Source organism: Afifella sp. H1R (genome assembly GCF_021462425.1).
GTDB lineage: Bacteria > Pseudomonadota > Alphaproteobacteria > Rhizobiales > Afifellaceae > Afifella > Afifella aestuarii.
In genome coordinates this window covers 601859-628230 of the sequence record NZ_JAKEDY010000002.1, presented here as the reverse complement: position 1 = coordinate 628230, position 26372 = coordinate 601859, and the positions used below count along the sequence as shown (strand labels likewise).

Here is a 26372-nt window from a genome sequence, read left to right as displayed (position 1 = left end):
CATGAGAAGGATCATACCGCGACGTTCGAAAGCCTCTCTCACAGGCCGTATTTGGCGAAGATCTTGTCGAGCTCGCCGCTCTCCTTCAGCTTCGCGATCGCTCCATTGACCTTTTCCAGAAGGGCGGGATTTTCCTTGGAGACGGCCACAGCGACATCGCCCTTCTGCATGGGCTCGTAGCCCTCCACGAGGCGCACGCCGAGCTCCGGCTTTTGGGAGACCTGATAGGCGACGATCGGCTTGTCGCCGAAGCCCGCCTTGATGCGTCCGAGCTTCACGTCGCGCATGATGTCGGCGATGGAATCGTAGAGCTTCACCTCGCCGAAGGTGCCGAGAGCCTGAAGCTTGTCGGCAAAGGTCGTGCCGATCTGCGCGCCGACCGTCTCCCCCTTCAGATCATTGAGGGTGTAGTCCGTCGTATCGTCTGCCGCGACGAACATGGCGTCGCCGTAGGAATAGACGGGGGTGGAGAAGTCGACCACCTTCTTGCGCTCGTCGGTGGCGAACATGCCGGCCGAGATGAGGTCGATCTTGCCGCTGGAAAGTGCGGGGATCAGTGCGGAAAACGCCACCACCTTGAACTCGGCCTCGTCGCCGATATCCGCCGTGATGGCCTTGGCGAGATCGACCATCGCGCCCGTCGGCTCTTGGCTGGCCGTGTCGACGAAGGTGAAGGGAACGCCTGTCGTGGTGACGCCGACATTGACGGATTCGGCATAGGCAGGGGCTGCAAACGCCATCGCGAGACCGAAGGCGAGCGAGGCGACGTGTTTCATATCCATGAAATTCCCCATTTATTTCTTCCGCTGTGATCGATAAAAGCGCCGCAACTGAGCGAGGCTTGGCGATCGGACGCGTCAGGAAAACGCGCATACGTTCATTATCATGAAATTCGATAAACGCGCAAACCCGCGAATTGAATGATTTTGTGGCAGAGGTCGGCGTGTTCCTTGGCTTCGAGGAGCTGGAATGGCGAAGCTCGCTGCCGAACGGTTTCCCAGAAAGCAGAAATCCCATATTGTGTTCATGGTGATGAAAAAGAGAGCGTACGGATGATGGGTTCGAACCCGCGCGAAGCCCTGGCCGTCCAGGAACTCGACAAAGAGCCGGGGGAAGAGGACCGTTCGCTCGGCTCGGCGGTCCGCGAAGCCCGCCGCAGCCGCGGTCTTTCGCTGAAGCAGGTCGCTGACGGCGCCGGAATCTCGGTCGGTCTCTTGAGTCAGATCGAGCGGGGCATTTCTTCGCCTTCCGTGCGGGCGCTGAGGGCGATTTGCAACGTGCTCGACATGCCGGTCTTCACGCTCTTCGGCGACATGGAGGCGAAGTCCGAACTCGAAGCCCGGCGCATCGTTCGTGCGGCCGAACGCCGGCAGGTGGATTTCGGCGCCAAGGGCATGATCAAATCCTTCCTGACGACGAACGAAGAAGGCACGCTCCAGATGATGGAGATCGTCCTGGAGCCTGGCGGCGGCTCGGGCGAGGAAGCCTACAGCCACGATGGCGAAGAGACGGGCGTCGTACTCGAAGGCCGCCTGGAGCTCTTCGTCGACGGCAGCGTCTACCGTTTGAAGGAGGGCGATGCCTTCGCCTTCGAAAGCCGACTGCCGCACCGCTTCCGCAACCTCGCAGAGGCGAGGACGCGCATTCTCTGGGTCACCACGCCGCCGGTCTGGTGAGGGGACGAAGCCCGGCCACCAGCCCGCGCTCCGCGCGGAAGCGACGCCCTCTCGGCCAAATCTTTCGCGAACTTAATTTTGTCTCCACAAGATCGCCTTTTCTGAGGCGTTGGTGACGCTGCGGCAGCATAAGCCGCACCACCGGCGATCGCCGAATTCACCTTCGGCGGGTCGGTGCAGTCAGACGTTAAGGAGGATCCTTCATCACAGGAGATGACGCGGATACGGCGGGGCGCGCAGCGCTGTTCCCCTGGTCGTGATCTGGCGGAGGATCGAAGATATGAACGATAAAACGGCCCCACAGCCCCCTCAAGAATTGCCGGAGGGTGCGACGCCGGCTGAGGCGCCCCTGCCGGAGACCGATCTCAAAACCGGCCTGACGAGCGAGACGGCCCAGGAGCGGCTGGCGAAGTTCGGCGAAAACGCCATCAGCGAAGAGAAGACGAGCCCTCTCCAGCGTCTCATGCGCTATTTCTGGGCGCCGATCCCGTGGATGATCGAGGCGGCTGCAATCCTCTCCGCAGCGCTCGGTGACTGGGCCGATTTCGCCATCATCGTCACCATGCTTCTCGTCAACGCGGCCGTGGATTTCTGGCAGGAGCGCAAGGCCGGCAACGCTATCGAGCTTTTGAAGGAGAGCCTGGCACTCACCGCCCGCGTCTTGCGTGACGGCACCTGGCAGACGCTGCCCGCGAAGGATCTGGTGCCGGGCGATGTCGTGCTTTTGCGCATCGGCAATGTCACGCCCGCCGACATCCGGCTCGTCGCCGGCGATTATCTGAGCGCCGACGAGGCGGCTCTGACGGGTGAATCCCTGCCCGTCGACAAGGCCGCGGGCGACACCGCCTATTCCGGCTCCGTCGTGAAACTCGGTGAGATGACCGGCGTTGTGACCGCGACCGGCATGAACACGTATTTTGGCAAGACGGCGCAGCTCGTCGCCTCCGCCGAGACGCGCTCGCACTTTCAGCGCGCCGTGCTCTCCATCGGCAATTTCCTGATCCTGACGACGCTCGCGCTCGTTGCCATCATCGTGCTCGTGGCCGTCTTCCGCGGCACGCCCTTCTGGGAAACCGTGCAATTCTCGCTCATTCTGACGGTCGCGGCGATCCCGGTCGCTCTGCCGACGGTCCTGTCTGTGACGATGGCGGTCGGTGCGGAAAAGCTCGCCCGCATGAAGGCGATCGTCTCGCGCCTCGTCGCGATCGAGGAATTGGCCGGTGTCGATGTTCTGTGCGTCGACAAGACCGGTACCTTGACGATGAACGCGCTGACTGTCGCCGACATCCTCCCCGAACAGGGGGTGGAGGTGGCCGACGTCGTCCTCGCCGCGCAGCTCGCAAGCAACGCCAACGACCCCGATCCGATCGACAAGGCGGTGCTCGCCGCCGAAGGCGCGCCTGCCGATGCGGGCTATGTGACCGGTGATTTCACGCCCTTCGACCCGGTGTCGAAGCGCACCATGGTGGAGACGACCTTAGGTGATCGAAAAGTCGCCTTCTCCAAAGGCGCGCCCCAGGTCATCCTCGATCTCGCTGCACCACCTGCGGAGAGCCGGGCGCGCATCGAGGCGGAGGTCGCCCGCCTCGCAGAAGAGGGCTACCGCGCCCTCGGCGTGGCGCGCCGCGAGGGCGATGCCTGGCAGTTCCTCGGTCTCGTCTCGATTTTCGATCCGCCCCGTGAGGACGCGGCCGCGACCATCGCCGAGACCGGGCGGATGGGCCTTGCCGTCAAGATGATCACCGGCGATCACGAGGCGATCGCCCGCCAGATCGCGGGCAAGCTCGGGCTCCGCCGCAACATCCGCTCGGCCGACGCCGTCTTCGCCGACGGCAGCGATGGCGAGGTCGGCGACCGCATCGAACAGGCCGATGGCGTCGCGCGCGTCCTGCCCGAGCACAAGTTCAAGATCGTGCGCGCCTTGCAGGATCGCGGTCATATCGTGGCGATGACGGGGGACGGCGTGAACGATGCCCCCGCCTTGAAACAGGCCGACGCCGGCATCGCGGTGAGCGGGGCGACGGATGCGGCGCGTGCCGCCGCCGATGTCGTGCTGACGAGTTCCGGGCTTGGCGTCATCGCCTCGGCGATCGAAGAGGCCCGACGCATCTTCGAACGGATGACGAGTTACGCCACCTTCCGCATCGCCGAGACGATCCGGGTCCTCTTGTTCATGAGCCTGTCGATCCTGATCTTCGATTTTTATCCGGTGACGGCCGTCATGATCGTGCTTCTGGCGGTCCTCAACGACTTCCCGATCATGATGATCGCCTACGACAACGCCAATGTTGCCGAAAAGCCGGTGCGCTGGAACATGCCGCGTGTCCTCACCATCGCGAGCTGCCTCGGTCTTCTGGGCGTGGCCGAAACCTTCCTGCTCTTCTGGTACGTCGACACCGTCATGCATCTGCCGCGCGAGGTCATCCAGACGGTGATCTTCCTGAAGCTTCTCGTCGCCGGCCACCTGACGCTCTACGTCACGCGCAACCAGCGCTGGTTCTGGTCGAGGCCTTTCCCGAGCCTGAGGCTGTTCCTGACGACGGAGGCGACGCAGATCCTCGGAACGCTCGTCGCCGTCTACGGTATCTTCGTTGCGCCGATCGGCTGGACCTATGCGCTTGGCGTCTGGGCCTATGCGCTCGCCTGGCTCCCGATCGAGAGCGCGATCGCGATCGCCCTGCGTCGCGCCCTCGACATGAAGGCTGAACATCAGACGAGCCATCTGGCGCGGACGGAAGGTCGCCTCGCCGGGCGTTGAACGAGCCGCTGAACGGGGCGGCAAGTGTTGCACACCCGCCTCGCTCACTCTTACTTGCAGTGATAAGAATGTGATCTCTCTCGACAAATGCCGGTTTGGTCACATCTTCGCCTTGAAACGGTGGCCATCCGCGCGGGGCGCGCGGCCCGCCGGCCACCACGGCCTGCTCCGTTTTTTTGAAAGCGGGGCCCTGCCGGCCGAAGGCGCAAGAAGGAGAAAGAATTGCCGCACTGGATGTTTGAGAAAAGCCGCGGGGTGGCCGTGCGGCTTCCGGCCGCTGCTGCGCTTGCCTTGGCGTTGGCCGCTTGCACGACGACCCGCCCCGTTCAGCCTGAAGGGCCGCGCGTGGATCCGAGTTATGTTCGCATGTATGGGCCGGTTCAGGATGACGGCTGGAACGTCCAGGGCATCGACGTGTCGAAAGTCGATCCGCGCTATCTGCGCCAGATCGTCGATTACAATTCGCCTTATCCGGCCGGCACCATCGTCGTCGATCCTTACGAACGCTTCCTCTATCTCGTGATGGAGAACGGTAAGGCCATGCGCTACGGCGTCGGCGTCGCCCGCTCGGGCATGGAATTTGCCGGCAAGGCGGAAATCGCCCGCAAGGCCGAGTGGCCGCGCTGGACGCCGACACAGGCGATGATCAAGCGCGAGCCTGAGAGATACGGCAAGGTCGCCGACGGTCTCGACGGCGGCATTTCCAATCCGCTCGGGGCGCGGGCGCTTTACCTTTATAAGAACGGTCGCGATACGCTCTACCGTATTCACGGGACGAACGAGCCCTGGTCGATCGGCAAGGCCGTCTCCTCCGGTTGCATCCGGCTGTTCAACCAGGACATCATCGATCTCGCCAGCCGCGTCCCCCCGGGGTCGCGCGTCGTCGTGCTGGATCGTTCGCAATCCGGTCAGGGCACGGTGCCGGATGGCCCCATGGCTGCCGGACCCCTGACGGGCGCGGCTTCGACCGGAGGGCTGAGCTGACATGCTGGATCGCCGCCATTTCATGACGCTGGCCGCGGGCGCGGCCGGCTTTGCCCTGCTTCCGGGCGTCGCGCCGGCGCAGACGGGACTGACAGTCGAGGAAGTTCTCTCCGATCCGACCGCTCCGGTGCGGGGCAATTCAGATGGCGATGTGACGCTGGTTGAGTACTTCGACTACCAATGCCCGGCCTGCAAAGGCAGTCATGACGAGGTGATGCGGGCGGTCGAAAAGGACGGCAAGGTGCGCCTCGTCATGAAGGACTGGCCGATCTTCGGCGAGGCCTCCGTCTATGCGTCGCATCTCGTTCTCGCGGCCGTGCCGAGCGGCGGATACGCCCATGCCCAGGAAGCGCTTTTGAACACGAAGGGCGCACTCACCCGGCAGGCGGTCGAGACGACGCTTGAGAAAGCCGGGCTCGATGTGGATGCGCTCCGCAGTGCTTATCGTGACCGCAAAGGCGAGATCGACGCGCTCATCATGCGCAATTCGCATCAGGCCGAAGCCTTCGGCTTTCCGGGCACCCCGGCCTTCGTCGCCGAGACGACGCTTTATCCGGGCGTGATGGACGAGAAGGCGCTGCTGGAGGCGTTTGCCAAAGCCCGCGGCTGAGGCTTTTTCAAACGGACGTTTCTGCGATCGGTGGGAGAGAGGCTCAGCGCCTGCTGAACTCGTCGATCAGCGCCGGAAACTCCTCGGGCGACGGAAAATGGGCGAAGCTGTGCTTTGCCGGCGTTGTGACCCAGTCGAGCTTTTCGGCCGTGCAGGTTTCAATAAAGGGTTCCAGATCGCTGGTGTCCTCGAGCATCGTGCTGCGAACGTTGACGACGTCGCCCATCACGTCGGGAAAGCGCGTGAACACCCAGCTCATGCAGTGACCGCAGAATGAATGGATGAGCCCTTCCATTTCCTGCGCGCCGCCGATGACCGGTTCGCCAGAGAGAAGTCGGAATCCGCCTCCGGGCACCGCCACGCTCAGGGAAAAAGCGCTCGCACTCATCCGCTGGCATCCCTTGCAATGGCACGCCGCCGTGACGAGCGGAGGTGAAGTGATTTCGAAGCGCAACCTGCCGCAGCGACAGGAGCCTTGGCGCGTTTTCCATTCGGTCGCAGTCATACACGGTGCCTTTCAAGGGTTGTTGAGAGGGTCGGAGGGCAAGAGCAAGGGTCGGTCGGGTGCAGGAGAGGGCTGTGGCTGTGAGCCCCCTCTTCCTGCAATCGGCTTCCTGCACCGGCCGGCCTCGCTGATTTCAGATCGTCTGCAATGACGATGGCAGGAGCCGCGCTGAAAAGCATCAAGGCGCGGGAAAATCCGCCGGGACCATGATACCAGCAGAACGGCAATGGAGAGTGGGGCAGAAGGAGTGGGCTGTTTTGTGGCGTCCGTTCCGGGCGCCGCCCGGGCGGGCGACGCGACCGTCACCCATTGTCGGGGGGCGCAGATCATGTCAGGAGCTTTGCCAACGAAGAGGCTAAGACATGACCATCCGCTTTCACGAAGGCGATCTGCCGGATCTTTCCAATTACCGCGAATTCGTCGCGATCGACACCGAGACGATGGGGCTGCGGCCAGGCCGCGACCGGCTCTGTGTCGTGCAGCTTTCGCCGGGCGACGGCACCGCCGATGTGGTGCGCATCGCGCAAGGGCAGGACGAGGCGCCGAACCTGACGGCACTGATGGCCGATCCGGAGCGCACCAAGATCTTTCATTACGCTCGCTTCGACGTGGCGGCCTTGCGCTACGCCTTCGGCGTGATCACGACCCCGATCTGGTGCACGAAGATCGCCTCCAAACTCGTACGCACCTACACCGACCGCCATGGTCTCAAGGATCTGGCGCGCGAGCTTCTCGGTCTCGAATTGTCGAAGCAGCAGCAGAGCTCCGATTGGGGGGCCGACACGCTGAGTGAAGCGCAGCTGCAATATGCGGCCGCCGACGTTCTCCATCTCCACGCCATGCGCGAGGTTCTCGTCGAAAGGCTGACCCGCGAGCATCGCTTGGAACTCGCCGAAGCCTGCTTCCGCTTCGTGCCTGTGCGCGCCGAGCTCGATTTGCTCGGCTGGGAGGATTCGGATATCTTCGCGCATGCCTAAAGGTTGGCGTCCGCCCAAAAATCACCATGTTGGACGGCATGAAGTGTGGCGACCCCGACACCAGAAGGTGAGTTGATGGCAGCTGCGACAGCAACCGCGACGGCGCAGCCGCAGATTTTCGGGCGTGCCCGGCTTTCTGCGCGCGACAAGGCTTTCCGCAAGGCGAAGCGTCATTCGGCCTTCGTGCGGTTTCTGCGCGTCTTTCTGCCGGCAGGTGGTGTTGCAGGCATCGCAGTCCTTGCGCTGGTCGGGCAGTTTTCGAGCGACGAGCAGTTCGACCTCTCGATCGCCAAGACGACGATCGCCAAGAACGCCATCATCATGGACAATCCGAAGCTCACGGGCTTCGATCGCTATGACCGCGAATTCCGTCTGGAAGCCGATCGTGCCATCCAGAAATTCACCTCGCCCGACGCCGTGACGCTGGAAAACATCACCGCGCACATCAATTCGCCCGGCCGCGGGCCGGTGGCGATCGACGCCGTCACGGCGGATTTCGACAATGCCAAGGGCGATCTGCAGATGGGCGGCAACATTGTCGTCGATTCCGCCGACGGTTACGGTCTGACGCTGACCGGCGCACAGATCGACACCAAGAGCGGCACGCTCAAATCCGACAACCCCGTCTCGATCACCTATCACGACAGTGAAACCACCGGGAATTCGATCGACGCCACCGACGGCGGTCAGCGCATCATTATCCAAGGTGATGTGCGCACGCGCATCATGATCCAAGGTGATGTGCGCACGCGCATCATGCCGCCGAAACGTGGCCAAGCGGCGGCCGTCAATTGAGGTCTTTGCTGATGTCTTTGCGGCTTATGGCGCTTCTCGCCGCGTTGTGTGTGCTGCCCTTGGCGGCGACAGCGCAGGCGCAGGATTTCGGGGAAACGTTTTCCGGTTTCTCCTCGAGCTCCAACGATCCGATTTTGGTGGAAGCCGATCGTCTGGAGGTGCGCGACAATGACAAGGTCGCGATCTACAGCGGCAATGTGAAAGTGCGCCAGGCCGAAACCGTGCTGGAGACGGCCAAACTGACGGTTCATTACTCCGGCAATCCCAGCGAAAGCCTCAATGGCGGGGGTAACGGAGCGAACAAAGGGGAGAGTGGCGGAAACGGCGGCAAGGCCGCCTCGAACGCCTCCGCAACGCCGGGCTCTTCCATCACCCGGATCGAGGCGGAAGGCGGCGTCCTCGTCACCTCCGATAATCGTACCGCGACGGGCGACCGGGCGGACTTCGAAATGGCGACCGACATGGTCACGCTCTACGGCAATGTCGTCCTGACGGAGGACGACAACGTGCTGCGCGGGGAAAAGCTCGTCGTCAATTTGAAGACCAAGCAGGCGCAGATGCAGGGCGGGCGCGTGCAGACAATCCTCGCGCCGGGTTCTTCCGGTCAAAGCGGACAGTAACGGAGCAATGCTGATGCGCCGCGCCGCGAATGGCGCCCCCGCCGAAACCGAGGCTGAGGGGGGCTCGCGACGAGGTCTTTCGGGCCTGTCGCGCGAGTCCTCCCTCCCGGACGACGGGGCTGCCTCGACCGCAGAAGAAAACGATTTCGACAGCCACACCGGCATGGCCGGCGAGGAAACCGGAGGCTCCGAGGCCCTCGATCGCAGCGGCTGGCTCGTTGCGAGCGGGCTCAGGCGGTCGTTCAAGGGACGCACGGTCGTGAAGGACGTGTCTCTCGCCGTGCGCCAGGGAGAAGCCGTCGGGCTCCTCGGGCCGAACGGCGCCGGCAAGACGACGGTCTTTTATATGATCACCGGCCTGATCCGTGCGGAAGGCGGCCGCATCGAGCTCGAGGGTTACGACGTGACGCGCCTGCCGATGTATCGGCGCGCGCGCCTGGGCATCGGCTATCTGCCTCAGGAAGCGTCGATCTTCCGTGGCCTCAGCGTGGAAGACAATATCCTTGCCATCCTCGAACTGGTCGAGCCCAACCGCAAGAAGCGGCGGCAGGAGCTCGATTCCTTACTCGAAGAATTCCATATCGGGCATCTGCGCAAATCGCCCGCGATCGCGCTCTCCGGCGGCGAACGCCGACGCTGCGAGATTGCGCGCGCGCTGGCGAGCCGTCCGGCCTTCATGTTGCTGGATGAACCCTTCGCCGGCATCGATCCGATCGCGGTCGGCGACATTCAGTCGCTGGTGCGCCATCTCACCTCGCGCGGCATCGGCGTGCTCATCACCGACCACAATGTGCGTGAGACGCTGGGGCTCATCGATCGCGCCTATATCATCCATTCCGGCGAGGTTTTGACGGAAGGAAGCCCTGACGCGATCGTGGCCAATCCAGAGGTGCGACGCGTTTACCTGGGCGAGCACTTCCGGCTTTGACACGCTCCAAAAGCCGGTTAAGCTTTCCCTGCAAGGAACGGGCCAGCTGCCTCCTCTGAAGGTCATTTGAAGGTCATCGGCAGGGTGTTGGCGTCTGGCCCCAAGGCGTGGGGCGTCAACGATGAACATGTCGGCGAGACTTCAGCTCAGGCAGTCGCAGTCACTGGTCATCACGCCGCAGCTCATGCAGGCGATCCGGCTCCTGCAGATGTCGGCGCCGGAGCTCGAAGACTTCATCGACCGCGAGATCGAGGAAAACCCGCTGCTTTCGCGTGACGAGAGCGGTGAGGGGAGTACCGATGCGGGAGATGGCGCATCCGAGGGCGCTGCGGAAACGCAAGAGGCGTCCGCCGCGGAGAATGCGGGCGGCGAGCTCACTGCAGAAACGGCCGCCGCGTCCGTCAGCGACGCCGACGTCGCCCGCGAAGATCTTTACCCAGACGATGATCGCAGTCTTTCCGGGTCGAGTGATTTCGGCCGTGCCGGCAGAAGCGACGCCTCCGAATTCCCGGACGAAGACAGCTACGCCGCGTCCACGCCCACGCTTCTTGCGGTTCTCGAGCAGCAGATCGATGCGGCCTTCTCCGACGCCGCGGAGCGCATGATCGCGCTCACGCTCCTGGGTGAGATCGACGAGGCCGGGTATCTGCGTGCCGAGCCCGAGATGCTCGCGGCGAACCTCGACGTGGCCTTGGAAGACGTGCTGCGCGTTCTCTCTCGCTGCCAGGGATTCGAGCCGGCCGGCGTCTTCGCCCGTTCGCTCAAGGAATGCCTGAAGATCCAGTTGGCCGAATTCGATCGTTGCGACCCGGCGATGGCCGCGCTCATCGACAATCTGGAGCTTCTCGCCTCGGGCAGCCGAGCCGCTTTGTGCAACGCCTGCGGCGTCGATATGGAAGACATGATCGAGATGATCGCCGAGGTGAGGGCGCTCGATCCGAAACCGGGCCTGCGCTATCTGAGCGATCCCGTGGCGCTTCTGGTGCCGGACATCGTCGTCAGGCCGGGACCGGAGGGCGCCTGGCTGATCGATCTCAACGATGCGGTTCTGCCGCGGCTTCTCATCGATCGCCGCTACCATACGGAAGTCAAAGGTCGCCGCCGCGACCAGGCGACGGAAAAGTTTCTCTCCGAATGCCTGCAGAAGGCGACCTGGCTCGAAAAGAGCCTCGATCAGCGCGCCCGCACGCTGCTTGCCGTATCGGCGGAAATCGTACGCTGGCAGGATCGTTTTCTGCATGACGGCGCGGCCTATCTCAAGCCTTTGACGCTGCGCATGGTGGCCGACGAGATCGGCATGCACGAATCGACGGTGAGCCGCGCCGTGGCCAACAAGGCGATGGCGACGCCGCGCGGCATCTTTCCGCTCAAAGCCTTCTTCTCCGTCGCGCTTGCTGCGACGGATGGCGGCGATTCCCATTCTGCCGAGGCGGTGCGCCAGCGCATTCGCGTCCTCGTCGCGGGCGAAGGCGATCGCGTCCTTTCCGACGATCAGATCGTGGCGGTCCTGAAAGACGAGGGCATCGTCATCGCCCGCCGCACGGTTGCCAAATACCGCGAAGCGATGGGCATTCCCTCATCCGTCAATCGCCGCCGCATGCAGCGCCAGAAACTCGCATCCTGAAAGGGATGATGGCGCTATGGCAGAATGCCGTCGTCACGCGATGACGCGCTTTAGCCCTGCGCCGTGGCCTCTTCGACGGCCTTTTCCGTCGCCGTCACCACCTCGTGCTCCTGCGGAGGCGGGTCGCCCTCGCCCCAGACGATCTTCTTGTATTTGAAGCCTCTTTCGAGCGTCGGCTTGACGATGGCGAAATAGGGCGAGAGGTCGAAATCGCGTGGTGCGAACAGCGAATGATGGCGGATGAAATAGATCTCGCGCCGCCTCGCGCCCATGCCCCAGCGGTGCCTCTCTTCCGTGCGGATGATCGGCAGGATGGGATAATGCACACGCTGATAAGCCTCCGCGATCAGCGAGGAACAGATTGCGCGCGTCGGATCGCCCGATCCGAAGGCGATCGCCCGGCGCCGCCATCTCGCCGGCAGCGGCAGGGGAAAGAAATAGCGCAACAGGTCGAAGATGTTCTTCATGTCGTAGGAGAGGCCGATCTTCGAAATCATGAAGCGCGTCACCTCCTCGCGATCGGCGGATGAGAGCCCGACCGGTCGGCAGATGCGAATGTTGTAGGTGTCGTAGCGCGACAAGGGCAGGGAGATGCAACCTTCTCCGACATCGACCTCGATGAGGCAGTGCGGTTCGCCGTCCACTTCCGTTTTGCCGGGGATATCGCCGACATAAAGGGCGGAATGCGACCAGGTCGAAGTCGTCAGGTATTTGATGACCTGGGAAATATACTCTCGCCCTTCGACGAGGATGATGTCGCCGGGTTTCAAGACTTTGCGCAGCGCCACCGCGTCGAAGGGCGCGAAGGGTTCGTAGTCGCGCGTTTCGGTGCGCAGCCAGCCTGCGAGGACGTGCCCCGTGCGCTCCAGAAAGGTATCAGCTTGCTGCGTCATGCCCTGCCAACAAGAAGTATCCGGACCGGCTTGGTCAAGAGGCTCTTGAACTTGCGGCGACTGGCGCCCTTGCGCCTGCGACGATTGCGCGCCATGGAGCGGATGAAAGGATCCCCATGCTGATCAATATGCAGCGCCGCCTTCGCTTCTCCGAGCTCGGAGAGAAGGAGATACTGGCCCTCGCCATCTCTGCCGAGGAGGAGGACAGCCAGATCTACAGCACCTATGCGGAACGTCTGAAAGACGAATTTCCGCGGACGGCGGCGATGTTTGCTGCGATGAGCAAGGAAGAGGACGGCCACAGGCGCCTGCTCATCGATCATTTCCGGGCGGCGTTCGGGGACACGATCCCCCTCATCCGCCGCGAGCATGTGGCGGGCTTCATGCGCCGGCGACCGGTCTGGCTCGTCGCCAATTTGAGTCTCGACCGGATCCGCAGCGAAGCGGCTGCGATGGAAGAGGAAGCGCGCAATTTCTATCAGAAGGCGGCTGCGCGCACGGCCCATGCGGAGACGCGCAAGCTCCTCGGAGATCTTGCCGTCGCCGAAGGCCACCACATCGCCACCGCAGAGCGGTTGGAGGCGGAATATCTGCCGGCCGAGGCGCGCTCCGAAGAAGACCGGGCGGCCCATCGCCGTTTTCTCCTGACCTATGTGCAGCCAGGCCTTGCCGGGCTGATGGACGGCTCGGTCTCGACGCTCGCGCCGATCTTTGCCGCCGCCTTTGCCACCCATGACACCTCGCAGACCTTTCTCGTCGGTCTTGCCGCTGCGATCGGCGCCGGCATCTCGATGGGCTTTACCGAGGCGGCGAGCGACGACGGCGCGCTGACCGGTCGGGGATCCCCGCTGAAGCGGGGCATTTCGTCGGGCGTGATGACGGCGATCGGCGGGCTCGGCCATGCGCTTCCCTACCTCATCCCGCATTTCTGGACGGCGACGACGCTCGCTTTTGCGATCGTGATCGCGGAATTGTGGGCGATCGCCTGGATCCAGCAGCGCTGGATGGACACGCCCTTCTGGCGGGCTGCCATGCAGGTGATCTTGGGTGGTTCTCTCGTCTTTGCCGCGGGTATTCTGATCGGCAACGCTTGAGCCAAGCCGGTCCGGCGAACGGCTGAGATCTGCACTTTCCGCACTGCACTTTGTCGCCCACGGCGCTATGTCTCGCGCCAAGCGCTTGCGGAGAGGATTTCGTTTCATGCCCAACATCGACAAGGCCGGCACATTCAAGCTCGGCAGCCACACGGTCAAACGTCTCGGTTACGGCGCCATGCAGCTCGCTGGCCCCGGCGTTTTCGGCCCGCCTAAGGACCGCGATGCCGCGATTGCGGTGCTGCGCCGGGCGGTGGAGGCGGGGGTCGACCACATCGACACCAGCGATTTTTACGGACCGCACGTCACCAACGAAATCCTCCGCGAGGCGCTTCACCCCTATCCGGACGATCTCGTCATCGTCACGAAGATCGGCGCACGCCGCGACGACAAGGGCAATTGGCTGCCGGCCTTCTCGCCCGAGGAGCTGCGCCAGGCCGTCCACGACAACCTTGAACATCTCGGGCTGGAACGGCTCGAGGTCGTCAATCTCCGGCTGATGTTCGCCGAGGGACCGGCCGAAGGATCGGTGGAACCGGCGCTCACGGTCCTCGCAAAGATGCAGGAGGAGGGGCTCGTCCATCACATCGGACTGAGCAACGCCACGCCGACGCAGGTCGCGGAGGGACGCAAAATCGCGGAAATCGTCTGCGTGCAGAACCTCTACAATCTCGCTCACCGTTCCGATGACGAACTGATCGACGAACTGGCGAAGGACGGCATTCCCTATGTGCCGTTCTTCCCGCTCGGCGGGTTCACGCCGCTGCAATCCTCGTCCTTGAGTGCGGTTGCCGAACGCCTCGGCGCAACGCCGATGCAGGTGGCGCTCGCCTGGCTCCTGCAGCGCTCGCCCAATATCCTGCTCATCCCCGGCACGTCCTCGCCCGATCATCTCGAGCAGAACCTGGCGGCCGCCGAGCTCGATCTGCCGCCGGATGCGCTTGAGGAGCTTGAGACAATCGGCAAAGCGGGCTGACTGCGCGCCTTGTGAAAAAGAGAGCCGTCAGGGTCCGGCACACGAGCGGGCCCGACGGCTCTGCTACCTGTTGCCGCGGCACAACAGTTTAATCGAATTGGTAAGAATTCATCGGGCGCAAGCCCCAGGTCATCTTCTGTTTAGATATTCGGCGCTATCGCTTGAGCCATATCCGAGAGGCTCCGCCCGCGCTTGAGGTCCGGTCGGACGGGAGAGTTAAGACCATGCTGCTGTTCAGAAAATGGGTTCGCCGCCTGGGTGACAGCACCCGCGCTTTCTTTTCCGCCGCCTACCGGCCTGAAAAGCACTACATGCGTGGCGCCGGCCCCGCATGTGCGGCTCGCAACCAGCCCCGCAGCGCCTCTTTTTAATCCGGTCACTCACCAGGCGCATCCGCGACTGAGTGACCGGATCCATAGCGCGGGAAGGTTTGCAGCGTCTCCATAGCCATGACGATCGCCCGAAGATGCGAGGCGGGTCTACTTCACGCCGAGCTTTTCTTCCGTGCGATCGAGGATGAGCGGGACGATGATGTCCTCCTCGTCGGCGAGATGGCGGTGAAGGCCGGTTAAAAAACCGGTCAGTTCGCCACTCATGGTTTCGGCGCTGCGCATCTGCGTGTCCCGGTCCCGGCTCAGGCTTTCAACGAGCGCCTGTCCCGCTTCGCCCATCCGGACGAGATTGCGATGAATGATCTCGTGGTCGTTTTCCAGGATTTCGAAGCCACGGGTGAGGCTCGCCTCCGCCGCCATGAAGGCGGGGAAATAGGCGTGGTCCTCGATTTGGTGATGCCCGTTCAGCTGGTGCAGAAAGAAACGCATGCGCGGGGCGAAGAAGCCGCGGAATTCGGCCGGGTCGATACGCCCCTCCCGGAGATCCTCCGCCGATTTGGCGAGGATGGCACAGAGCTCGCGGAACATGTCGTGGCGGGCGAGCCAGAATTTTGCGAGCTCGCCCAGATTCTCGTGCTCCGGCCACACCTCCCGCGGATATTTCCGCAGGAGGGCGAGGAGATCGTCCGGCAGATGGGCCCGCGAACCGAGCCTGAGCGCAGGATCGATCGACGGGGCATCGGTCACTGCAAGATGACCTTTTCGGCGACGGTGGTATCGGCGTTGAGCCGGTAGACGAGCGGCACGCCGGTGGCGAGCTCGAGTTTGGTGACGGCGTCCGGCGACAGCCGGTCGAGCACCATGATGAGAGCCCGCAGCGAATTGCCGTGGGCTGACACCAGAACTCGCTTGCCGTTCATCACGTCGGGCAGGATGTGGGTCATGTAATAGGGCCAGACGCGGGCGCCGGTGTCCTTCAGGCTTTCACCTCCCGGAGGCGCCGTGTCGTAGGAGCGGCGCCAGATATGCACCTGCTCCTCGCCCCATTTCTGGCGCGCATCGTCCTTGTTCAGGCCGGAGAGATCGCCGTAATCGCGCTCGTTGAGAGCGAGATCCTGCTGGCGCGGCAGAGAACCTTCGCCGGTAAGCGGCACGCCGAGCTCTTCCAGGATGAGATCGAGCGTCTTCTGGGCCCGCGTCAGCGCGCTCGTATAGGTGAGGTCGAAGCTGAGGCCCGCTTCCTTGAGAAGCCGGCCGCCCTTGCGGGCTTCTTCGATTCCCTTCTCCGTGAGGCCGGGGTCTTTCCAGCCGGTGAAGAGGTTCTTGAGATTCCATTCCGACTGTCCGTGGCGGACGAGAACGAGAAGGCGATCCATATTGTCTCCCTCAATTAGGCAAATGGTTTCAGTGCAGCCCGAGAACGTCGGCCATGTCGTAGAGGCCGGGCTTCTTGTCGAAGGCCCACAAGGCGGCACGCAGCGCCCCGCGGGTGAAGATGAGGCGGGTCTCGGCGCGGTGGCCGATCTCGATGCGCTCGCCCTCGCCGGCGAGCACCACCATATGATCGCCGACGACCGAGCCGCCCCTGAGACTTGCAAAGCCGATGGCACCTTCAGGCCGCTCCCCGGTCTCGCCGTCGCGCCCACGCACGGCGACGGTGTCGAGATCGACGTCGCGTCCCTCGGCAGCCGCCTCGCCGAGAAGAAGCGCGGTGCCGGACGGCGCATCGACCTTGTGGCGATGATGCATTTCGACGATCTCGATATCGAAGTCCGGCCCGAGAGCCGCCGCGGCCCGGCGCACGAGCCCGGCCACGAGATTGACGCCGAGGCTCATATTTCCGGATTTGACGATGCGGCAATGGCGGGAGGCGGCGCGGAAGATCTGCTCGTCCTCCGGCTGAAAGCCCGTCGAGCCGATGACATGGACGATGCGCGCCTGGGCTGCGAGCTCGCTCAAGGCGAGGCTGGCGGAGCGCCCCGTGAAATCGATCAGCACGTCAGACTGTGCGAGGACGGAAAGCGGATCGTCGGAAATGGCGATGCCCGTCTCCTTGATGCCGGCCACGAGTCCCGCGTCCTGGCCGATCGCCTCGGAGCCTTCCCGCTCCAGCGCGCCCACGAGGCGCAAGTCGTCATGTGCTGTGACGGCGGCGACGAGAGCGCGTCCCATGCGCCCGCTGGCACCCGCCACGACGGTTCTCAGCTGTGTCACTGGCCTCTCCCGTTCTGTCGCGCCGCCTATAGCATGCCTGCGGCGCAAGGCCATCCTCGCCGGCTTTGCCAAAACTCAAAGCCGTCCTGGTCGCGACGGACCGCGTGAGAGAACGGCCTGCGTCAGAAAACGGTCCGTGAGAAAATCGCTCGCACCGCTCAAATAAGCAGAAAACCGAGATAGATATTTTCGCGCCAACGAAGTCTTTGCGCGGCAGTAACGCTTTGTGGTGCGGCAACGCTGCTGGAGAGCGCGAAATTGGCGAAATTTAGCCTGCTGCATATTCCAATCGTGTGCAGTTTCGCTAAGAGGACGCATGCCTTTCAGCGACCCATCGAGCAAACTGACCCGCGAAGTTGGAATGGAGCGGGCTTTTTCGAGCCGACGCCTCAGGTTGAGCACCCTGACGCGCCTGCGATGGCTGGCCATCGCCGGGCAAACGGCCGCCGTGGTGCTGATCGGCTTCGTCCTCGGATTCCCGGTCCCCTTCGGAGCCTGCTTCGCGCTGATCGCGTTGTCGGCCTGGGTCAATATCGGTCTCAGACTGACGTTTCCGGCAACACGGCGCCTGCATCCGAACTGGGCGACGGTGCTTCTCACCTATGACATCGTACAGCTGGCCGGGCTCTTGTACTTGACGGGAGGGATGGAAAACCCCTTCGCCTTTTTGATCATTTTCCCGGCGCTCGTCTCGGCGACGACGATGCCGCCGGACAAGACCTTGTTCTTGGGCGGTCTGGCTTTCATCAGTGCAAGCTATCTCGTGTTTTTCCACGAGCCGCTTCCCTGGTCCGGCCCGCCCCTGAACCTGCCGCTGCTCTACGTCGGCGGCATGTGGGCGGCGGTCGTCTGCTCGCTCGTCTTTATGGGCTTCTTCGCCTTCCGCGTCGCCGAGGAGGCGCGCCAGCTTGCCGATGCGCTCGCCGCCACCGAACTTGTGATGCAGCGCGAGCAGCATCTGTCGGCGCTCGATGGACTTGCGGCCGCGGCCGCCCACGAACTCGGCACACCGCTTGGGACGATCACGCTCGTGGTCAAGGAGATGCTGAGTGAGGTCGATGCCGAAGATCCCTCTTCGGAAGATCTGAAGCTCCTCGCCTCTCAGACCGCGCGCTGTCGCGAGATCCTCTCCAAGCTCACCTCGCTCTCCTCCGAGCCGGAGGAGCATCTTGGCCGTCTCGCTCTGCCGCGCCTTCTCGAAGAGGCGACGGCACCGCATCGCGATTTTGGCATCAAGCTGATGGTGGAGAGCGATGGGAAGGGTCCGGAGCCCATCTTTCATCGCAACCCTGGTATTCTCTATGGCCTTGGCAACATTCTGGAAAACGCTCTCGATTTTGCCAAGAGCGAGGTTCTCGTCTCCGCGAGCTGGGACGATCGCTTCGTCCTCATCGCCATTTCCGATGACGGTCCCGGCTTCGCGCCGGAGATGATCGAGCGTCTCGGAGAGCCCTATGTCTCGACCCGCTTCAAGACGAGCCCCACGGAACGTGAGAATTCCGGGGGCGGACTGGGTCTCGGCTTCTTTATTGCCAAGACGCTCCTGGAGCGGAGCGGTGCCAGACTGTCGCTCAAAAACCGACCAACCCCGGAGACGGGCGCGATCGTCACGATCGGCTGGCGACGCCAGTCGCCGGCATTGGCGAGCGGTGACGGGTCGGATTTACACTATGAGGTGTAAAATCAATTTGACGATCGGGTTTGCAAACCCTGTGCTGAGGCATTAGCACAGATAGTGGAGCAACGAGTTAAATCAGGCGTTTCTGGGATGAACAGTGAAACCGTTTCGGAACTCGGCCTTGCCGATTCCTCCCTGCTGATCGTGGATGACGACCGCGCCTTCTTGCAGCGTCTTGCGCGTGCCATGGAAAAGCGTGGCTTTGATATCGTTACCGCCGACTGCGTGCGCGACGCCAAGCAGCAGGTGGCGAGCAAGCCGCCAGCCTTCGCGGTTGTCGACATGCGTCTGGAAGATGGCAATGGCCTCGATGTGATCGAGCTCTTGCGCGAGAAGCGACCGGACGCCCGCGCCGTGATCCTGACCGGCTACGGCAATATCGCGACTGCGGTGACGGCGGTGAAGATGGGGGCGATCGACTATCTGTCGAAGCCAGCCGATGCCGACGACATCTTTGCCTCGCTCATCCGCAACCCGGAAGACCGGGCGGATCCGCCGGAAAACCCGATGTCGGCCGACCGCGTCCGCTGGGAGCATATCCAGCGCGTCTACGAGCTCTGCGATCGCAATGTCTCGGAGACGGCACGGCGCCTCAACATGCATCGCCGCACTCTGCAGCGCATTCTGGCAAAGCGCGCCCCGCGCTGAGCCGTCCGTCCCTGGCCGAAACTCTGGCCTCTCGGGACGCATCTGACCTGGATGAACGCGCGCGATCACTCGCGCGTGCCATCCGGATCCTCCAGATCGTGCAGGCGGTTGGCGCCTGCACGTGCGATCCGCACCAGCATTTCCTTGCGCCGGGCGCCCGCGAGGCGCGTCTCGCCGCTGTCGCGTAGGATTTCGGCGCCGAAGGCATCGGCGAGGATGAGGCCAGCGTCTTGCGGAAAGACGTCGAGCGGCACGTCCGCGGACGTCGCAAAATAAAACCGGTCGCAATAGCCAAAGTAGTCACGCCATTTATGGTCGGCCATGAAATCGGCGAGCGACGACTTGATCTCCACGATGACGATCTCGCCCTTGCCGCCAAGGGCCACGAGGTCGGCGCGGCGTCCGCTCGAAAGCGAGACTTCCGGCAAAAGCGCATAGCCTTCAGCCCGAAGCCGGCGGCACGTGCCGCGGCGGATGGCAAGCGCCGCCGCTGACTGACGGCCGTCGATGAGGGCGGGCTGGCTGTCGGTCTCGACGAGAACGGTGCGGATGGCGATGCGCGGCATGAGGCAAAGATAGCAAGCGCCACCGCGTCTGCAAACAAAAGATGAACATGGGTCTCGACCATGGCGCACGACCGGGCGGAGAGAAGGCCGGACCTCAGGGCGCGTTCTTCACATACGCATCGACATCGAATTTGCGGCGAAGCCCGCTTTGCGTCATCGGGCGCACGGTTCCGTAGACGGCGTTTTCCTGGAAAGGCCGGTCGTGGAGCCCAAACGCCCAGAGATTGTTGGCGAAAGAGTTTGGATCGCCGCCGTCGAGAAAATACCGGTTGTTCAAGGCGATGATGGTTTCAAGCGCATATTGCGGGCTGGAGGCCCAGCGCAGGATCTGTTTCGCCCAGTACATTCTGAGATGATTGTGCAGATAGCCGGTCGCTTTCATCTCCCGCATCGCGGCATTGAAGGCCTCGTCTGAGGTGTCGCCCGCCTCGATCTCGGCGGCCGTATAGCCGGGATCGCGCTTGTCGTCCGAATGGCGTTCAAGTGCGGCGCGCGCCCAGTCGGGCAGGGCTTCGTAGCGATCGTAATCGTCGCGGTAATGGCACCAATTGGCCGCGAGCTCCCGGCGTACGATGAGCTCTTCCAGAAATCCGGCGGCCTCCGCCTTCGCGGCCCGCGCCTTGAGCGCGATCTCGATGGGCGAGATCTGGCCAAAGCGCAGATAGGGCGAAAGATGCGAGACACGGCATTTCGTGGGATCGCTGCGCTCGCCATCATAGCGGGGAAGATCGTTGGCGAGAAACCTTGCAAGACGCCGCTTCGCCTCGTTGTGACCTCCCGCGATCCAGTCGACCGGCTCGGGCCCGCGCTCACCGCAGACTGCGGCGAGCTTTTTCCAATCGTGAGGGGCAAGGCCCGCCGGAAGCGCGATGCTGGAGAAGCTCTTTTGCGGCCGCTCATCTGTCTGATCGACGAGAAAACGCTCAAGCTGCCGATTGATCTTCGGGCGGATGGTGCGCGCGGCGTACTCGGCCTTGTCGGACGCCACGCCGACCGGCACGACGAGATCGGTTTCGACGGCGATCGCCTGACAGGGGGCGTTGTCGCCGAGCCAGGCGCGGCGCTGACGGTGATGGCGGAGATGGCCGACATCGGTGACGGCAATGACCGCACGCTCGAGAAGCCCGCAAAAGGCCGTGTCGTCTGCCTCCGCCAGAACGAGAAATCCGGCCCCCATGTGGGAAAGCTCGTCCGCGAGTTCCTGAAGGCCTTCGGCCATGAACTTCGCTTGCCTGCGGGTGATCGACGGCTCCTCACCCCCGAGGCGCATGACGACAAGGAGCGGGCATTCGTGCCGGTTCGCCTGCCCGGCGGCGAAAGAGAGCGCGTGGTTGAGGCGTACGCGCTGCGCCCGGTCCATCCAATAGAGCACGAACTGACCCTCCTGAGGGGTCTTGCCGTTCAAAGGCATGAGGCGGGGATCGTCGTCGGTCATGGAATTCACCGGCTGTTCGTCGTTCGTCGGGGTGATGACGAGCTTAGCGCGCTTTCGTTGCAATCCGCGCGCGATCTTGCGGCGCGGATGCGGAACACTTCACCGTGTCAAGAGTTGAGGCGGCAGCGAACAAGGAGAATTCCATGTCTTATGAAGCCGACCGCCACCACGGTCATCCGGTCGACCGCTCGACAGCAACGAGCGGCGATATCGTCCGCATTCTTCTGGCGATCATCCTGCCGCCGCTCGGCGTGTTTCTTCAGGTCGGGCTCGGTCTGCATTTCTGGCTGAACATTCTTCTGACGATTTTCGGCTATGTGCCGGGCATCATCCACGCCGTCTGGATCATTCTGCGTCGTTAACGACGCGCACCGTTGCAGTCCCCGCCCGCTTCTGTGTTAGAATTGCAACAATTCTAACATGTTGCGGGAGAAGGCCTGCTTTTTGACCTGTGTCAAATGGACGAGGCTGCCCGCCCCGCATATCAGGGCCCTGTTTTTCGAACGCAGGGGACGAGAATGCGCGGGACAACGACTCTGGGACGGGCGGCACTGGCGGCCGCGTTCCTCTCCATCGCAGGCGTGGCTGGGGCCGCGGATCTGCCGAGCCAAACCTACGAGCCCATGGCTGCACCGGCGCCCGTCGCCTGGAGCCCGTGGCAGATTCGTGTGCGCGCATTGGCCGTCGTCCCGCATGATTCGGGCTCGGTCGATCAGATCCCGGGGTCTGATCTGTCCTATTCGAATTCGGTCACGCCCGAACTCGACATCACCTACTTCTTCACGCCGAATATCGCGGCCGAACTCATTCTTGGCACGACCTATGCCGAGGTCGAAGGCGACGGACCGATCAGCGGTCTCGACGCGGGCGACACCTGGATCCTGCCGCCGACCCTGACGCTGCAGTATCACTTCACCAATTTCGGCGCCTTCAAGCCTTATGTCGGCGCGGGCGTGAACTACACCTTCTTCTACGGCACCGAGAACGACGATCTCGCTGCCTTCGACATCGACAACAGCTTCGGCCTCGCGCTGCAGGTCGGTGCCGACTACATGTTCAACGAGCATTGGGGCATGAACCTTGATGTGAAGAAGCTGTTCCTGTCGACCGAGTGGGACGGCCGCCTTGCCGATGGCACCTATGTGAGCGGCGATGCCGATCTCGATCCCTGGCTGATCGGCGCCGGTATCACCTACAAGTTCTGATCGCGCCTAAGTTCTGATCGCCATTGCGCTGAACAATTTGAGCGGCCCCGCTTGCGGGGCCGCTTTTCTTTTACGCAGGCGCCAGCGCGCTCTCGCGACTATGCGTCTCGCTTTTGGGACCGCTCTCACAATCAGCCTGAGACTTCGAGCGTTTCGCGCCGGACGCTCGAGATGAGGAAAACAGCGAGTGCCGAAAACGCGACCGGCGCGACGTTGACGTGCCAAAAAGTGGTGGCGATGCCGTTGAGGAAGGAGATCGAGGCCACGCCCACCAGGAGGACGGAGACGAAGATGCCGGGCCGAGAACTTCGGCCGTGCCCGAAATAAAGCCAGAGCGCCACGAACGTCGGGGCTGCAAGGTCATAGTAAAGCACGTAGGGCAGCGTCAGATAGGTGGCCGTCACCAGCATGGCTGCCTTGGCGCCGCGCGGGGCGCTCGACAATGTCACGTAGATGAGGGAGCAGACCGCAAAGAGCGCGCTCATCCCTTGCAGGCCGGCGGCCGCTGCGAAATCGAGGCCGAAATACCGCGCAGCACCGTAGACGGTCATCTGCACGCTCAGGAAGGCGTCGCGCTCGCTCAGTAGGATCGCGCCCGTCGGATCCTGCAGCCCAAAGAGGAAGGCTCTCCACGGTTCGATCCCGAAGGCGAGGATCGAGGCACCGATGAGTACAGTCACCGTAACGCTGGCCACCGCGATGACGAGGAAGCGGCGCTCCAAGAGAAGCACGAGCGGGATGAGAACGCCGAATTGCGGTTTGACGGTCAGGAGGCCGAGGAGAATTCCGGCGAGGATTGGCCTTTCATCCCAGAGATAGATAGCGCCGACAAAAAGCGCACCGACGATGAAGCAGGTCTGGCCGATGAGGATTCCGAGCGCCGTGACGGGCGCAATCAAAAGCCAGAGGGCGATGCTCCTGTCCCCCCACACACGCGCCGCCATGAAAAGGAACGCTGCGAGGCTGCCGCCCATGAAGAGGCCATAGGCGACGAGGTAGGGAAAGAGCCCGAGCGGCGCGAGAAAGAAGAGAAAATGCGGCGGATAGAGCCAGCGGACGCCGAAATCGGAGCCGTAAAGGTCGACGATGTAACGCGAAAACTCGCCTGGATCGAAGAGACCCGAGAGATGGCCCTCGAAAAGCATGCGCGAGGCGATCCAGAAGACGACGAAGTCGCCGCCGCCAGGATGCGTTGTGGAATAGACCTCGCCCGTGCGCGTCATCCACTCCGTCAGCATGCTTCGGGGAAAGCCGAGAAGGGTGACGAGGAAGGCAAAAGCCAGCCAGAAACGGCGATCGTTGAGGAGCGCAAAGCGGGACCCCGCTTCGGCCGCACATGCCGAGCCGCTCGGCGTCGCGGCTTTCATCCCCGCCTCATGTGGCTTTGGCCTCATCACCCGGGCTTTTTGTGAGAAGCTCCCGATGCGGCCCGCCATCGCGCCTGGTCTCGCCCCGCGCGCGCAGGAGAAGTGCCACCGCCAAAGCGCAGAAGGCGATGGGGCCGCTGCCGAAGCCAATCGCTACGGTGGCGCCATTCACGAAGGAGAGGCAGGCGATGAAAATGAGGAGGGCTGAGAATAAAATGCCGGGCGTTTCCTCACGCCCTTTGCCGAAATAAAGCCACAGCGCCACGAAGGTCGGGGCGACGAGATCGTAGAAAAGCACATAGGGCGAGACGAGATAGGTTGCGGTGACGAGCATGGCGATCTTCGTGTCACGTCGCGCGCCCGACAGCGTCGTGGCGACGAGCGCAACGACGGCAAAGAGCGCGCTCAGCCCTTGAAGCCAAACTGCCGTCGCAAGATCGACCCCGAGGAGGCGCGCCGAGCCGAAGACGCTCATTTGCAGCCCGAGGAATTTTTTGCTCGCCGTCGTCAGGATATCGGAATTGGCCCCGTCCATGCCGAACAGGAAGGCGTGCCAGGGGGCTGTGCCGAAGACGAGAAGGGACGCGCCGATCATGACGAGGGCTGTTGCCGACGCGACGCCGATGACGCGCCACCGCCCTTCCAGAAGGAGAACAAGCGGGATCAGGACCCCGTATTGCGGCTTGATGGTGAGAAGGCCGAGGAGAATGCCGGCGAGGATGGGCTTCCGATCCCACAGAAAAATGGAGCCGATCAGAAGGCCGCCGACAAGAAAACTCATTTGGCCGAGAAGCACGCCGAGAAATGTCGAGGGGGCGACGAGAAGCCAGAAGACGATGTCGCGCTTTCCCCAGACGATGCGGCCGATTGCGGCCAGAAAGGCGAAGCTCGCTGCCATGAAGCCCGCCCAGGCCGCGAGATAAGGCAACTTGGCGATCGGTGCGATGAAGAACAGGAAATGCGGCGGGTAGAGCCAGCGCATTTCGTAGTCGCTGCCGTAACGATCGATGATCGTCTGCGAGAATTTGGCTGGGTCGTAGAGGTCGCGAATATGCCCCTGCAGGATCAGCTCTGAGGCGACATAGAAGACGACGAAATCGCCGCCGCCCGGATGGTTCGTCGAATAGACGTCGCCGCTGCGGGTGATCCAGTCGGTCAGGATGCCATAGGGAAAGCCGAGCAGCGTGATCCCGAAAGCAAAGAGCAGCCAGAAGCGCCGGTCGTTCAGGATCGTGAATTGCATGCTCGCCAGCTCCGGCCTGAGAATTTCCACATGTGCCTGCGAGTGTTTCACCGCCATGACGCCGCACTCTCTCTGACGAGGAAAGCTCGGTCGCTGGCTCGTGGCGTCGTCTCGTCCGGTCGGTGACTGCGCTGATGTTCTGGGGCGCGGACACTTTCCTCGCGGGCGCGGAAAAAGAGCGCCGTGGTTAGCGCCGCGAACACCAACGGCCCCGCGCTGAAGCCCATCGCGACAGTCAGGCCGTTGACGAAGGACAGGGTCGCCACGAGCACGAGCAGGATGGAAAGGACGAGGCCCGGTGCCTGCTCGCGGTGATGTCCGAAATAGAGCCAAATCGCCGCGAAGCTCGGTGCCACCAGATCGTAGCTCAGGACATAGGGTGTCGCGAGATAGGTCGTCACGATCAGCGTCATGTTCTTGGTGTCGCGCTCCGCCTTAGAGAGCGCGACCGCGATGGCTGCCAAGGCCGCGAAGCCAGTCGCAATCATCTGAATGAGAAATGAGGTTTGGAGTGAGGCGCCGGCGTAACGAGCAGCCCCGAACGGGGAGAGCTGGGCTGTCAGTAGTGCTCCGGTGTTGCGAAGGACTTCACCTTGAGCCCCACCAAAATTGCGGAAGAAGCTCGCCCAGGCATCGGCACCGAACGCCAAGACGGAAGCGGCCATGAGGAATGCCGCAGTCAGTGAGGCGATTGCGATGACGAGGAAGCGCCTCTCCACGAGGAGAATTAGGGGGATAAGCACCCCAAAATGCGGCTTGATCGTCAGAAGACCGAAGAAGAAGCCGGCAATGACGGGCCGATCATCCCGCCAAAACACCGCGGCCATAAAAAGGGTGCCGACGAGGATAGCCGTCTGCCCCATGATGACCCCGAGAATGGTTGCGGGCGCGATGAGGAGCCATGGGATGACCTTGGCTCTGCCCCACAGGGACACACCGATGAGCAAGAAGGCGAGGAGCGATATCGCTATAAAGGTCAGGTACGCCGTCCAGTAAGGCATCAGCCCGAGCGGTAGGATCACGAACAGAAAGTGGGGCGGATAAAGCCAGCGATACCCGAAGTCGGTGCCGTAGCGGTCGGCGAGCAGAGCCGAGTAGGCACTAGGATCGTAGAGGTGGACGGCCTCGCCTTGAAGAGTGGTGAGCGAGGCATTCCAGAAATTGACAAAGTCCGCTCCGGTAAAGCGCAAAGCCGACGCGGTGTCCCCGCCCGTGGACGAGAGGCTTGAGAGAAAGTGCAGCGG

26 protein-coding genes are annotated in these 26372 nt (G+C 63.0%); 15 read left to right on the top strand and 11 right to left on the bottom strand.

The window, feature by feature from the left end:
* Positions 1-38: 38 nt before the first annotated feature.
* Entirely contained in the window at positions 39-782 is a 744-nt protein-coding gene (locus L0F51_RS14550; RefSeq protein WP_370642417.1) for a substrate-binding periplasmic protein, read from the bottom strand.
* A gap of 270 nt (positions 783-1052) precedes the next feature.
* On the opposite strand from L0F51_RS14550, the gene L0F51_RS14545 reads away from it, so the two are divergent.
* The 4 genes from L0F51_RS14545 to L0F51_RS14530 all read left to right on the top strand — a co-directional run bounded on the left by L0F51_RS14545 (position 1053) and on the right by L0F51_RS14530 (position 6028).
* Positions 1053-1676: a cupin domain-containing protein gene (locus tag L0F51_RS14545; protein WP_234629903.1), complete on the top strand. Its 624-nt coding sequence runs from the start codon at positions 1053-1055 to the stop codon at positions 1674-1676.
* Positions 1677-1956: 280 nt separating this feature from the next.
* Positions 1957-4434, top strand: coding sequence for a plasma-membrane proton-efflux P-type ATPase (locus L0F51_RS14540; protein ID WP_234629902.1), 2478 nt, complete (start codon positions 1957-1959; stop codon positions 4432-4434).
* 234 nt (positions 4435-4668) lie between these two features.
* Positions 4669-5418, top strand: a complete 750-nt coding sequence (locus tag L0F51_RS14535) for a L,D-transpeptidase (RefSeq protein WP_234630367.1) — start codon at positions 4669-4671, stop codon at positions 5416-5418.
* A 1-nt stretch (position 5419) separates the two neighbouring features.
* Positions 5420-6028, top strand: coding sequence for a DsbA family protein (locus L0F51_RS14530; protein WP_234629901.1), 609 nt, complete (start codon positions 5420-5422; stop codon positions 6026-6028).
* A 43-nt stretch (positions 6029-6071) separates the two neighbouring features.
* Here L0F51_RS14530 and L0F51_RS14525 read toward each other — a convergent pair whose 3' ends face one another.
* Entirely contained in the window at positions 6072-6533 is a 462-nt protein-coding gene (locus L0F51_RS14525) for a GFA family protein (RefSeq protein ID WP_234629900.1), read from the bottom strand.
* A 362-nt stretch (positions 6534-6895) separates the two neighbouring features.
* Here L0F51_RS14525 and L0F51_RS14520 point away from each other — a divergent pair, with 362 nt between their 5' ends.
* The 5 genes from L0F51_RS14520 to rpoN all read left to right on the top strand — a co-directional run bounded on the left by L0F51_RS14520 (position 6896) and on the right by rpoN (position 11477).
* Entirely contained in the window at positions 6896-7510 is a 615-nt protein-coding gene (locus L0F51_RS14520) for a ribonuclease D (RefSeq protein ID WP_234629899.1), read from the top strand.
* A gap of 75 nt (positions 7511-7585) precedes the next feature.
* The gene (lptC, locus tag L0F51_RS14515) at positions 7586-8305 is read left to right on the top strand and encodes an LPS export ABC transporter periplasmic protein LptC (protein ID WP_234629898.1); all 720 of its coding nucleotides are present in this window, start codon (positions 7586-7588) and stop codon (positions 8303-8305) included.
* An 11-nt stretch (positions 8306-8316) separates the two neighbouring features.
* Positions 8317-8925, top strand: coding sequence for an LptA/OstA family protein (locus L0F51_RS14510; protein ID WP_234629897.1), 609 nt, complete (start codon positions 8317-8319; stop codon positions 8923-8925).
* Positions 8926-8938: 13 nt separating this feature from the next.
* Positions 8939-9853 (top strand): LPS export ABC transporter ATP-binding protein, encoded by a 915-nt coding sequence (gene lptB / locus L0F51_RS14505; RefSeq protein WP_370642416.1) that lies wholly within the window; start codon positions 8939-8941, stop codon positions 9851-9853.
* A 121-nt stretch (positions 9854-9974) separates the two neighbouring features.
* Entirely contained in the window at positions 9975-11477 is a 1503-nt protein-coding gene (rpoN, locus tag L0F51_RS14500) for an RNA polymerase factor sigma-54 (protein WP_234629896.1), read from the top strand.
* 50 nt (positions 11478-11527) lie between these two features.
* Here rpoN and L0F51_RS14495 read toward each other — a convergent pair whose 3' ends face one another.
* Positions 11528-12370 (bottom strand): lipo-like protein, encoded by an 843-nt coding sequence (locus L0F51_RS14495; RefSeq protein ID WP_234629895.1) that lies wholly within the window; start codon positions 12368-12370, stop codon positions 11528-11530.
* Positions 12371-12486: 116 nt separating this feature from the next.
* Here L0F51_RS14495 and mbfA point away from each other — a divergent pair, with 116 nt between their 5' ends.
* Both mbfA and L0F51_RS14485 read left to right on the top strand, forming a co-directional pair.
* Complete coding sequence (mbfA, locus tag L0F51_RS14490; RefSeq protein WP_234629894.1) at positions 12487-13464, top strand: iron exporter MbfA; 978 nt, start codon at positions 12487-12489, stop codon at positions 13462-13464.
* Between the two features lie 106 nt (positions 13465-13570).
* On the top strand, positions 13571-14440 hold the full coding sequence (locus L0F51_RS14485) for an aldo/keto reductase family oxidoreductase (RefSeq protein WP_234629893.1): 870 nt from the start codon (positions 13571-13573) through the stop codon (positions 14438-14440).
* Between the two features lie 479 nt (positions 14441-14919).
* Here L0F51_RS14485 and L0F51_RS14480 read toward each other — a convergent pair whose 3' ends face one another.
* From L0F51_RS14480 to dapB, 3 genes are read right to left on the bottom strand one after another with little or no spacing between them, the layout of a single operon-like run.
* The gene (locus L0F51_RS14480; protein ID WP_234629892.1) at positions 14920-15519 is read right to left on the bottom strand and encodes a hemerythrin domain-containing protein; all 600 of its coding nucleotides are present in this window, start codon (positions 15517-15519) and stop codon (positions 14920-14922) included.
* Complete coding sequence (locus tag L0F51_RS14475) at positions 15516-16148, bottom strand: 2,3-bisphosphoglycerate-dependent phosphoglycerate mutase (RefSeq protein WP_234629891.1); 633 nt, start codon at positions 16146-16148, stop codon at positions 15516-15518. The genes L0F51_RS14480 and L0F51_RS14475 overlap by 4 nt, the downstream gene beginning before the upstream one ends.
* A gap of 28 nt (positions 16149-16176) precedes the next feature.
* The gene (dapB, locus tag L0F51_RS14470; RefSeq protein WP_234630365.1) at positions 16177-16977 is read right to left on the bottom strand and encodes a 4-hydroxy-tetrahydrodipicolinate reductase; all 801 of its coding nucleotides are present in this window, start codon (positions 16975-16977) and stop codon (positions 16177-16179) included.
* Positions 16978-17347: 370 nt separating this feature from the next.
* Between dapB and L0F51_RS14465 the strand changes: the two genes are divergently transcribed.
* Positions 17348-18667 (top strand): ActS/PrrB/RegB family redox-sensitive histidine kinase, encoded by a 1320-nt coding sequence (locus tag L0F51_RS14465; protein WP_234630364.1) that lies wholly within the window; start codon positions 17348-17350, stop codon positions 18665-18667.
* A gap of 87 nt (positions 18668-18754) precedes the next feature.
* The gene (locus L0F51_RS14460) at positions 18755-19312 is read left to right on the top strand and encodes an ActR/PrrA/RegA family redox response regulator transcription factor (protein ID WP_234629890.1); all 558 of its coding nucleotides are present in this window, start codon (positions 18755-18757) and stop codon (positions 19310-19312) included.
* 65 nt (positions 19313-19377) lie between these two features.
* Here L0F51_RS14460 and L0F51_RS14455 read toward each other — a convergent pair whose 3' ends face one another.
* Complete coding sequence (locus L0F51_RS14455; RefSeq protein ID WP_234629889.1) at positions 19378-19878, bottom strand: MmcB family DNA repair protein; 501 nt, start codon at positions 19876-19878, stop codon at positions 19378-19380.
* A 94-nt stretch (positions 19879-19972) separates the two neighbouring features.
* On the bottom strand, positions 19973-21376 hold the full coding sequence (locus tag L0F51_RS14450; RefSeq protein ID WP_234629888.1) for a deoxyribodipyrimidine photo-lyase: 1404 nt from the start codon (positions 21374-21376) through the stop codon (positions 19973-19975).
* A gap of 146 nt (positions 21377-21522) precedes the next feature.
* On the opposite strand from L0F51_RS14450, the gene L0F51_RS14445 reads away from it, so the two are divergent.
* Together L0F51_RS14445 and L0F51_RS14440 are read left to right on the top strand one after the other, a co-directional pair.
* Entirely contained in the window at positions 21523-21675 is a 153-nt protein-coding gene (locus tag L0F51_RS14445) for a YqaE/Pmp3 family membrane protein (RefSeq protein WP_234630363.1), read from the top strand.
* A 156-nt stretch (positions 21676-21831) separates the two neighbouring features.
* Positions 21832-22518: an OmpW family protein gene (locus tag L0F51_RS14440; RefSeq protein WP_234629887.1), complete on the top strand. Its 687-nt coding sequence runs from the start codon at positions 21832-21834 to the stop codon at positions 22516-22518.
* Between the two features lie 131 nt (positions 22519-22649).
* Here the strand turns inward: L0F51_RS14440 and L0F51_RS14435 are convergent, their stop codons facing one another.
* Genes L0F51_RS14435 through L0F51_RS14425 form a run of 3 tightly spaced genes read right to left on the bottom strand, consistent with a single transcriptional unit; the run spans position 22650 to position 26318 of the window.
* On the bottom strand, positions 22650-23885 hold the full coding sequence (locus tag L0F51_RS14435) for a glycosyltransferase family 87 protein (protein ID WP_234629886.1): 1236 nt from the start codon (positions 23883-23885) through the stop codon (positions 22650-22652).
* Between the two features lie 7 nt (positions 23886-23892).
* Positions 23893-25185, bottom strand: coding sequence for a glycosyltransferase family 87 protein (locus tag L0F51_RS14430; RefSeq protein ID WP_234629885.1), 1293 nt, complete (start codon positions 25183-25185; stop codon positions 23893-23895).
* The gene (locus L0F51_RS14425; RefSeq protein WP_234629884.1) at positions 25176-26318 is read right to left on the bottom strand and encodes a glycosyltransferase family 87 protein; all 1143 of its coding nucleotides are present in this window, start codon (positions 26316-26318) and stop codon (positions 25176-25178) included. The genes L0F51_RS14430 and L0F51_RS14425 overlap by 10 nt, the downstream gene beginning before the upstream one ends.
* Positions 26319-26372 lie beyond the last annotated feature (54 nt).

Coding starts and splice junctions, on each gene's coding strand:
- L0F51_RS14550 (WP_370642417.1), bottom strand. CDS start 782: ATGGATATGAAACACGTCGCCTCGCTCGCCTTCGGTCTCGCGATGGCG.
- L0F51_RS14545 (WP_234629903.1), top strand. CDS start 1,053: ATGATGGGTTCGAACCCGCGCGAAGCCCTGGCCGTCCAGGAACTCGAC.
- L0F51_RS14540 (WP_234629902.1), top strand. CDS start 1,957: ATGAACGATAAAACGGCCCCACAGCCCCCTCAAGAATTGCCGGAGGGT.
- L0F51_RS14535 (WP_234630367.1), top strand. CDS start 4,669: ATGTTTGAGAAAAGCCGCGGGGTGGCCGTGCGGCTTCCGGCCGCTGCT.
- L0F51_RS14530 (WP_234629901.1), top strand. CDS start 5,420: ATGCTGGATCGCCGCCATTTCATGACGCTGGCCGCGGGCGCGGCCGGC.
- L0F51_RS14525 (WP_234629900.1), bottom strand. CDS start 6,533: ATGACTGCGACCGAATGGAAAACGCGCCAAGGCTCCTGTCGCTGCGGC.
- L0F51_RS14520 (WP_234629899.1), top strand. CDS start 6,896: ATGACCATCCGCTTTCACGAAGGCGATCTGCCGGATCTTTCCAATTAC.
- lptC (WP_234629898.1), top strand. CDS start 7,586: ATGGCAGCTGCGACAGCAACCGCGACGGCGCAGCCGCAGATTTTCGGG.
- L0F51_RS14510 (WP_234629897.1), top strand. CDS start 8,317: ATGTCTTTGCGGCTTATGGCGCTTCTCGCCGCGTTGTGTGTGCTGCCC.
- lptB (WP_370642416.1), top strand. CDS start 8,939: ATGCGCCGCGCCGCGAATGGCGCCCCCGCCGAAACCGAGGCTGAGGGG.
- rpoN (WP_234629896.1), top strand. CDS start 9,975: ATGAACATGTCGGCGAGACTTCAGCTCAGGCAGTCGCAGTCACTGGTC.
- L0F51_RS14495 (WP_234629895.1), bottom strand. CDS start 12,370: ATGACGCAGCAAGCTGATACCTTTCTGGAGCGCACGGGGCACGTCCTC.
- mbfA (WP_234629894.1), top strand. CDS start 12,487: ATGCTGATCAATATGCAGCGCCGCCTTCGCTTCTCCGAGCTCGGAGAG.
- L0F51_RS14485 (WP_234629893.1), top strand. CDS start 13,571: ATGCCCAACATCGACAAGGCCGGCACATTCAAGCTCGGCAGCCACACG.
- L0F51_RS14475 (WP_234629891.1), bottom strand. CDS start 16,148: ATGGATCGCCTTCTCGTTCTCGTCCGCCACGGACAGTCGGAATGGAAT.
- L0F51_RS14465 (WP_234630364.1), top strand. CDS start 17,348: ATGGAGCGGGCTTTTTCGAGCCGACGCCTCAGGTTGAGCACCCTGACG.
- L0F51_RS14460 (WP_234629890.1), top strand. CDS start 18,755: ATGAACAGTGAAACCGTTTCGGAACTCGGCCTTGCCGATTCCTCCCTG.
- L0F51_RS14455 (WP_234629889.1), bottom strand. CDS start 19,878: ATGCCGCGCATCGCCATCCGCACCGTTCTCGTCGAGACCGACAGCCAG.
- L0F51_RS14440 (WP_234629887.1), top strand. CDS start 21,832: ATGCGCGGGACAACGACTCTGGGACGGGCGGCACTGGCGGCCGCGTTC.
- L0F51_RS14435 (WP_234629886.1), bottom strand. CDS start 23,885: ATGAAAGCCGCGACGCCGAGCGGCTCGGCATGTGCGGCCGAAGCGGGG.
- L0F51_RS14430 (WP_234629885.1), bottom strand. CDS start 25,185: ATGGCGGTGAAACACTCGCAGGCACATGTGGAAATTCTCAGGCCGGAG.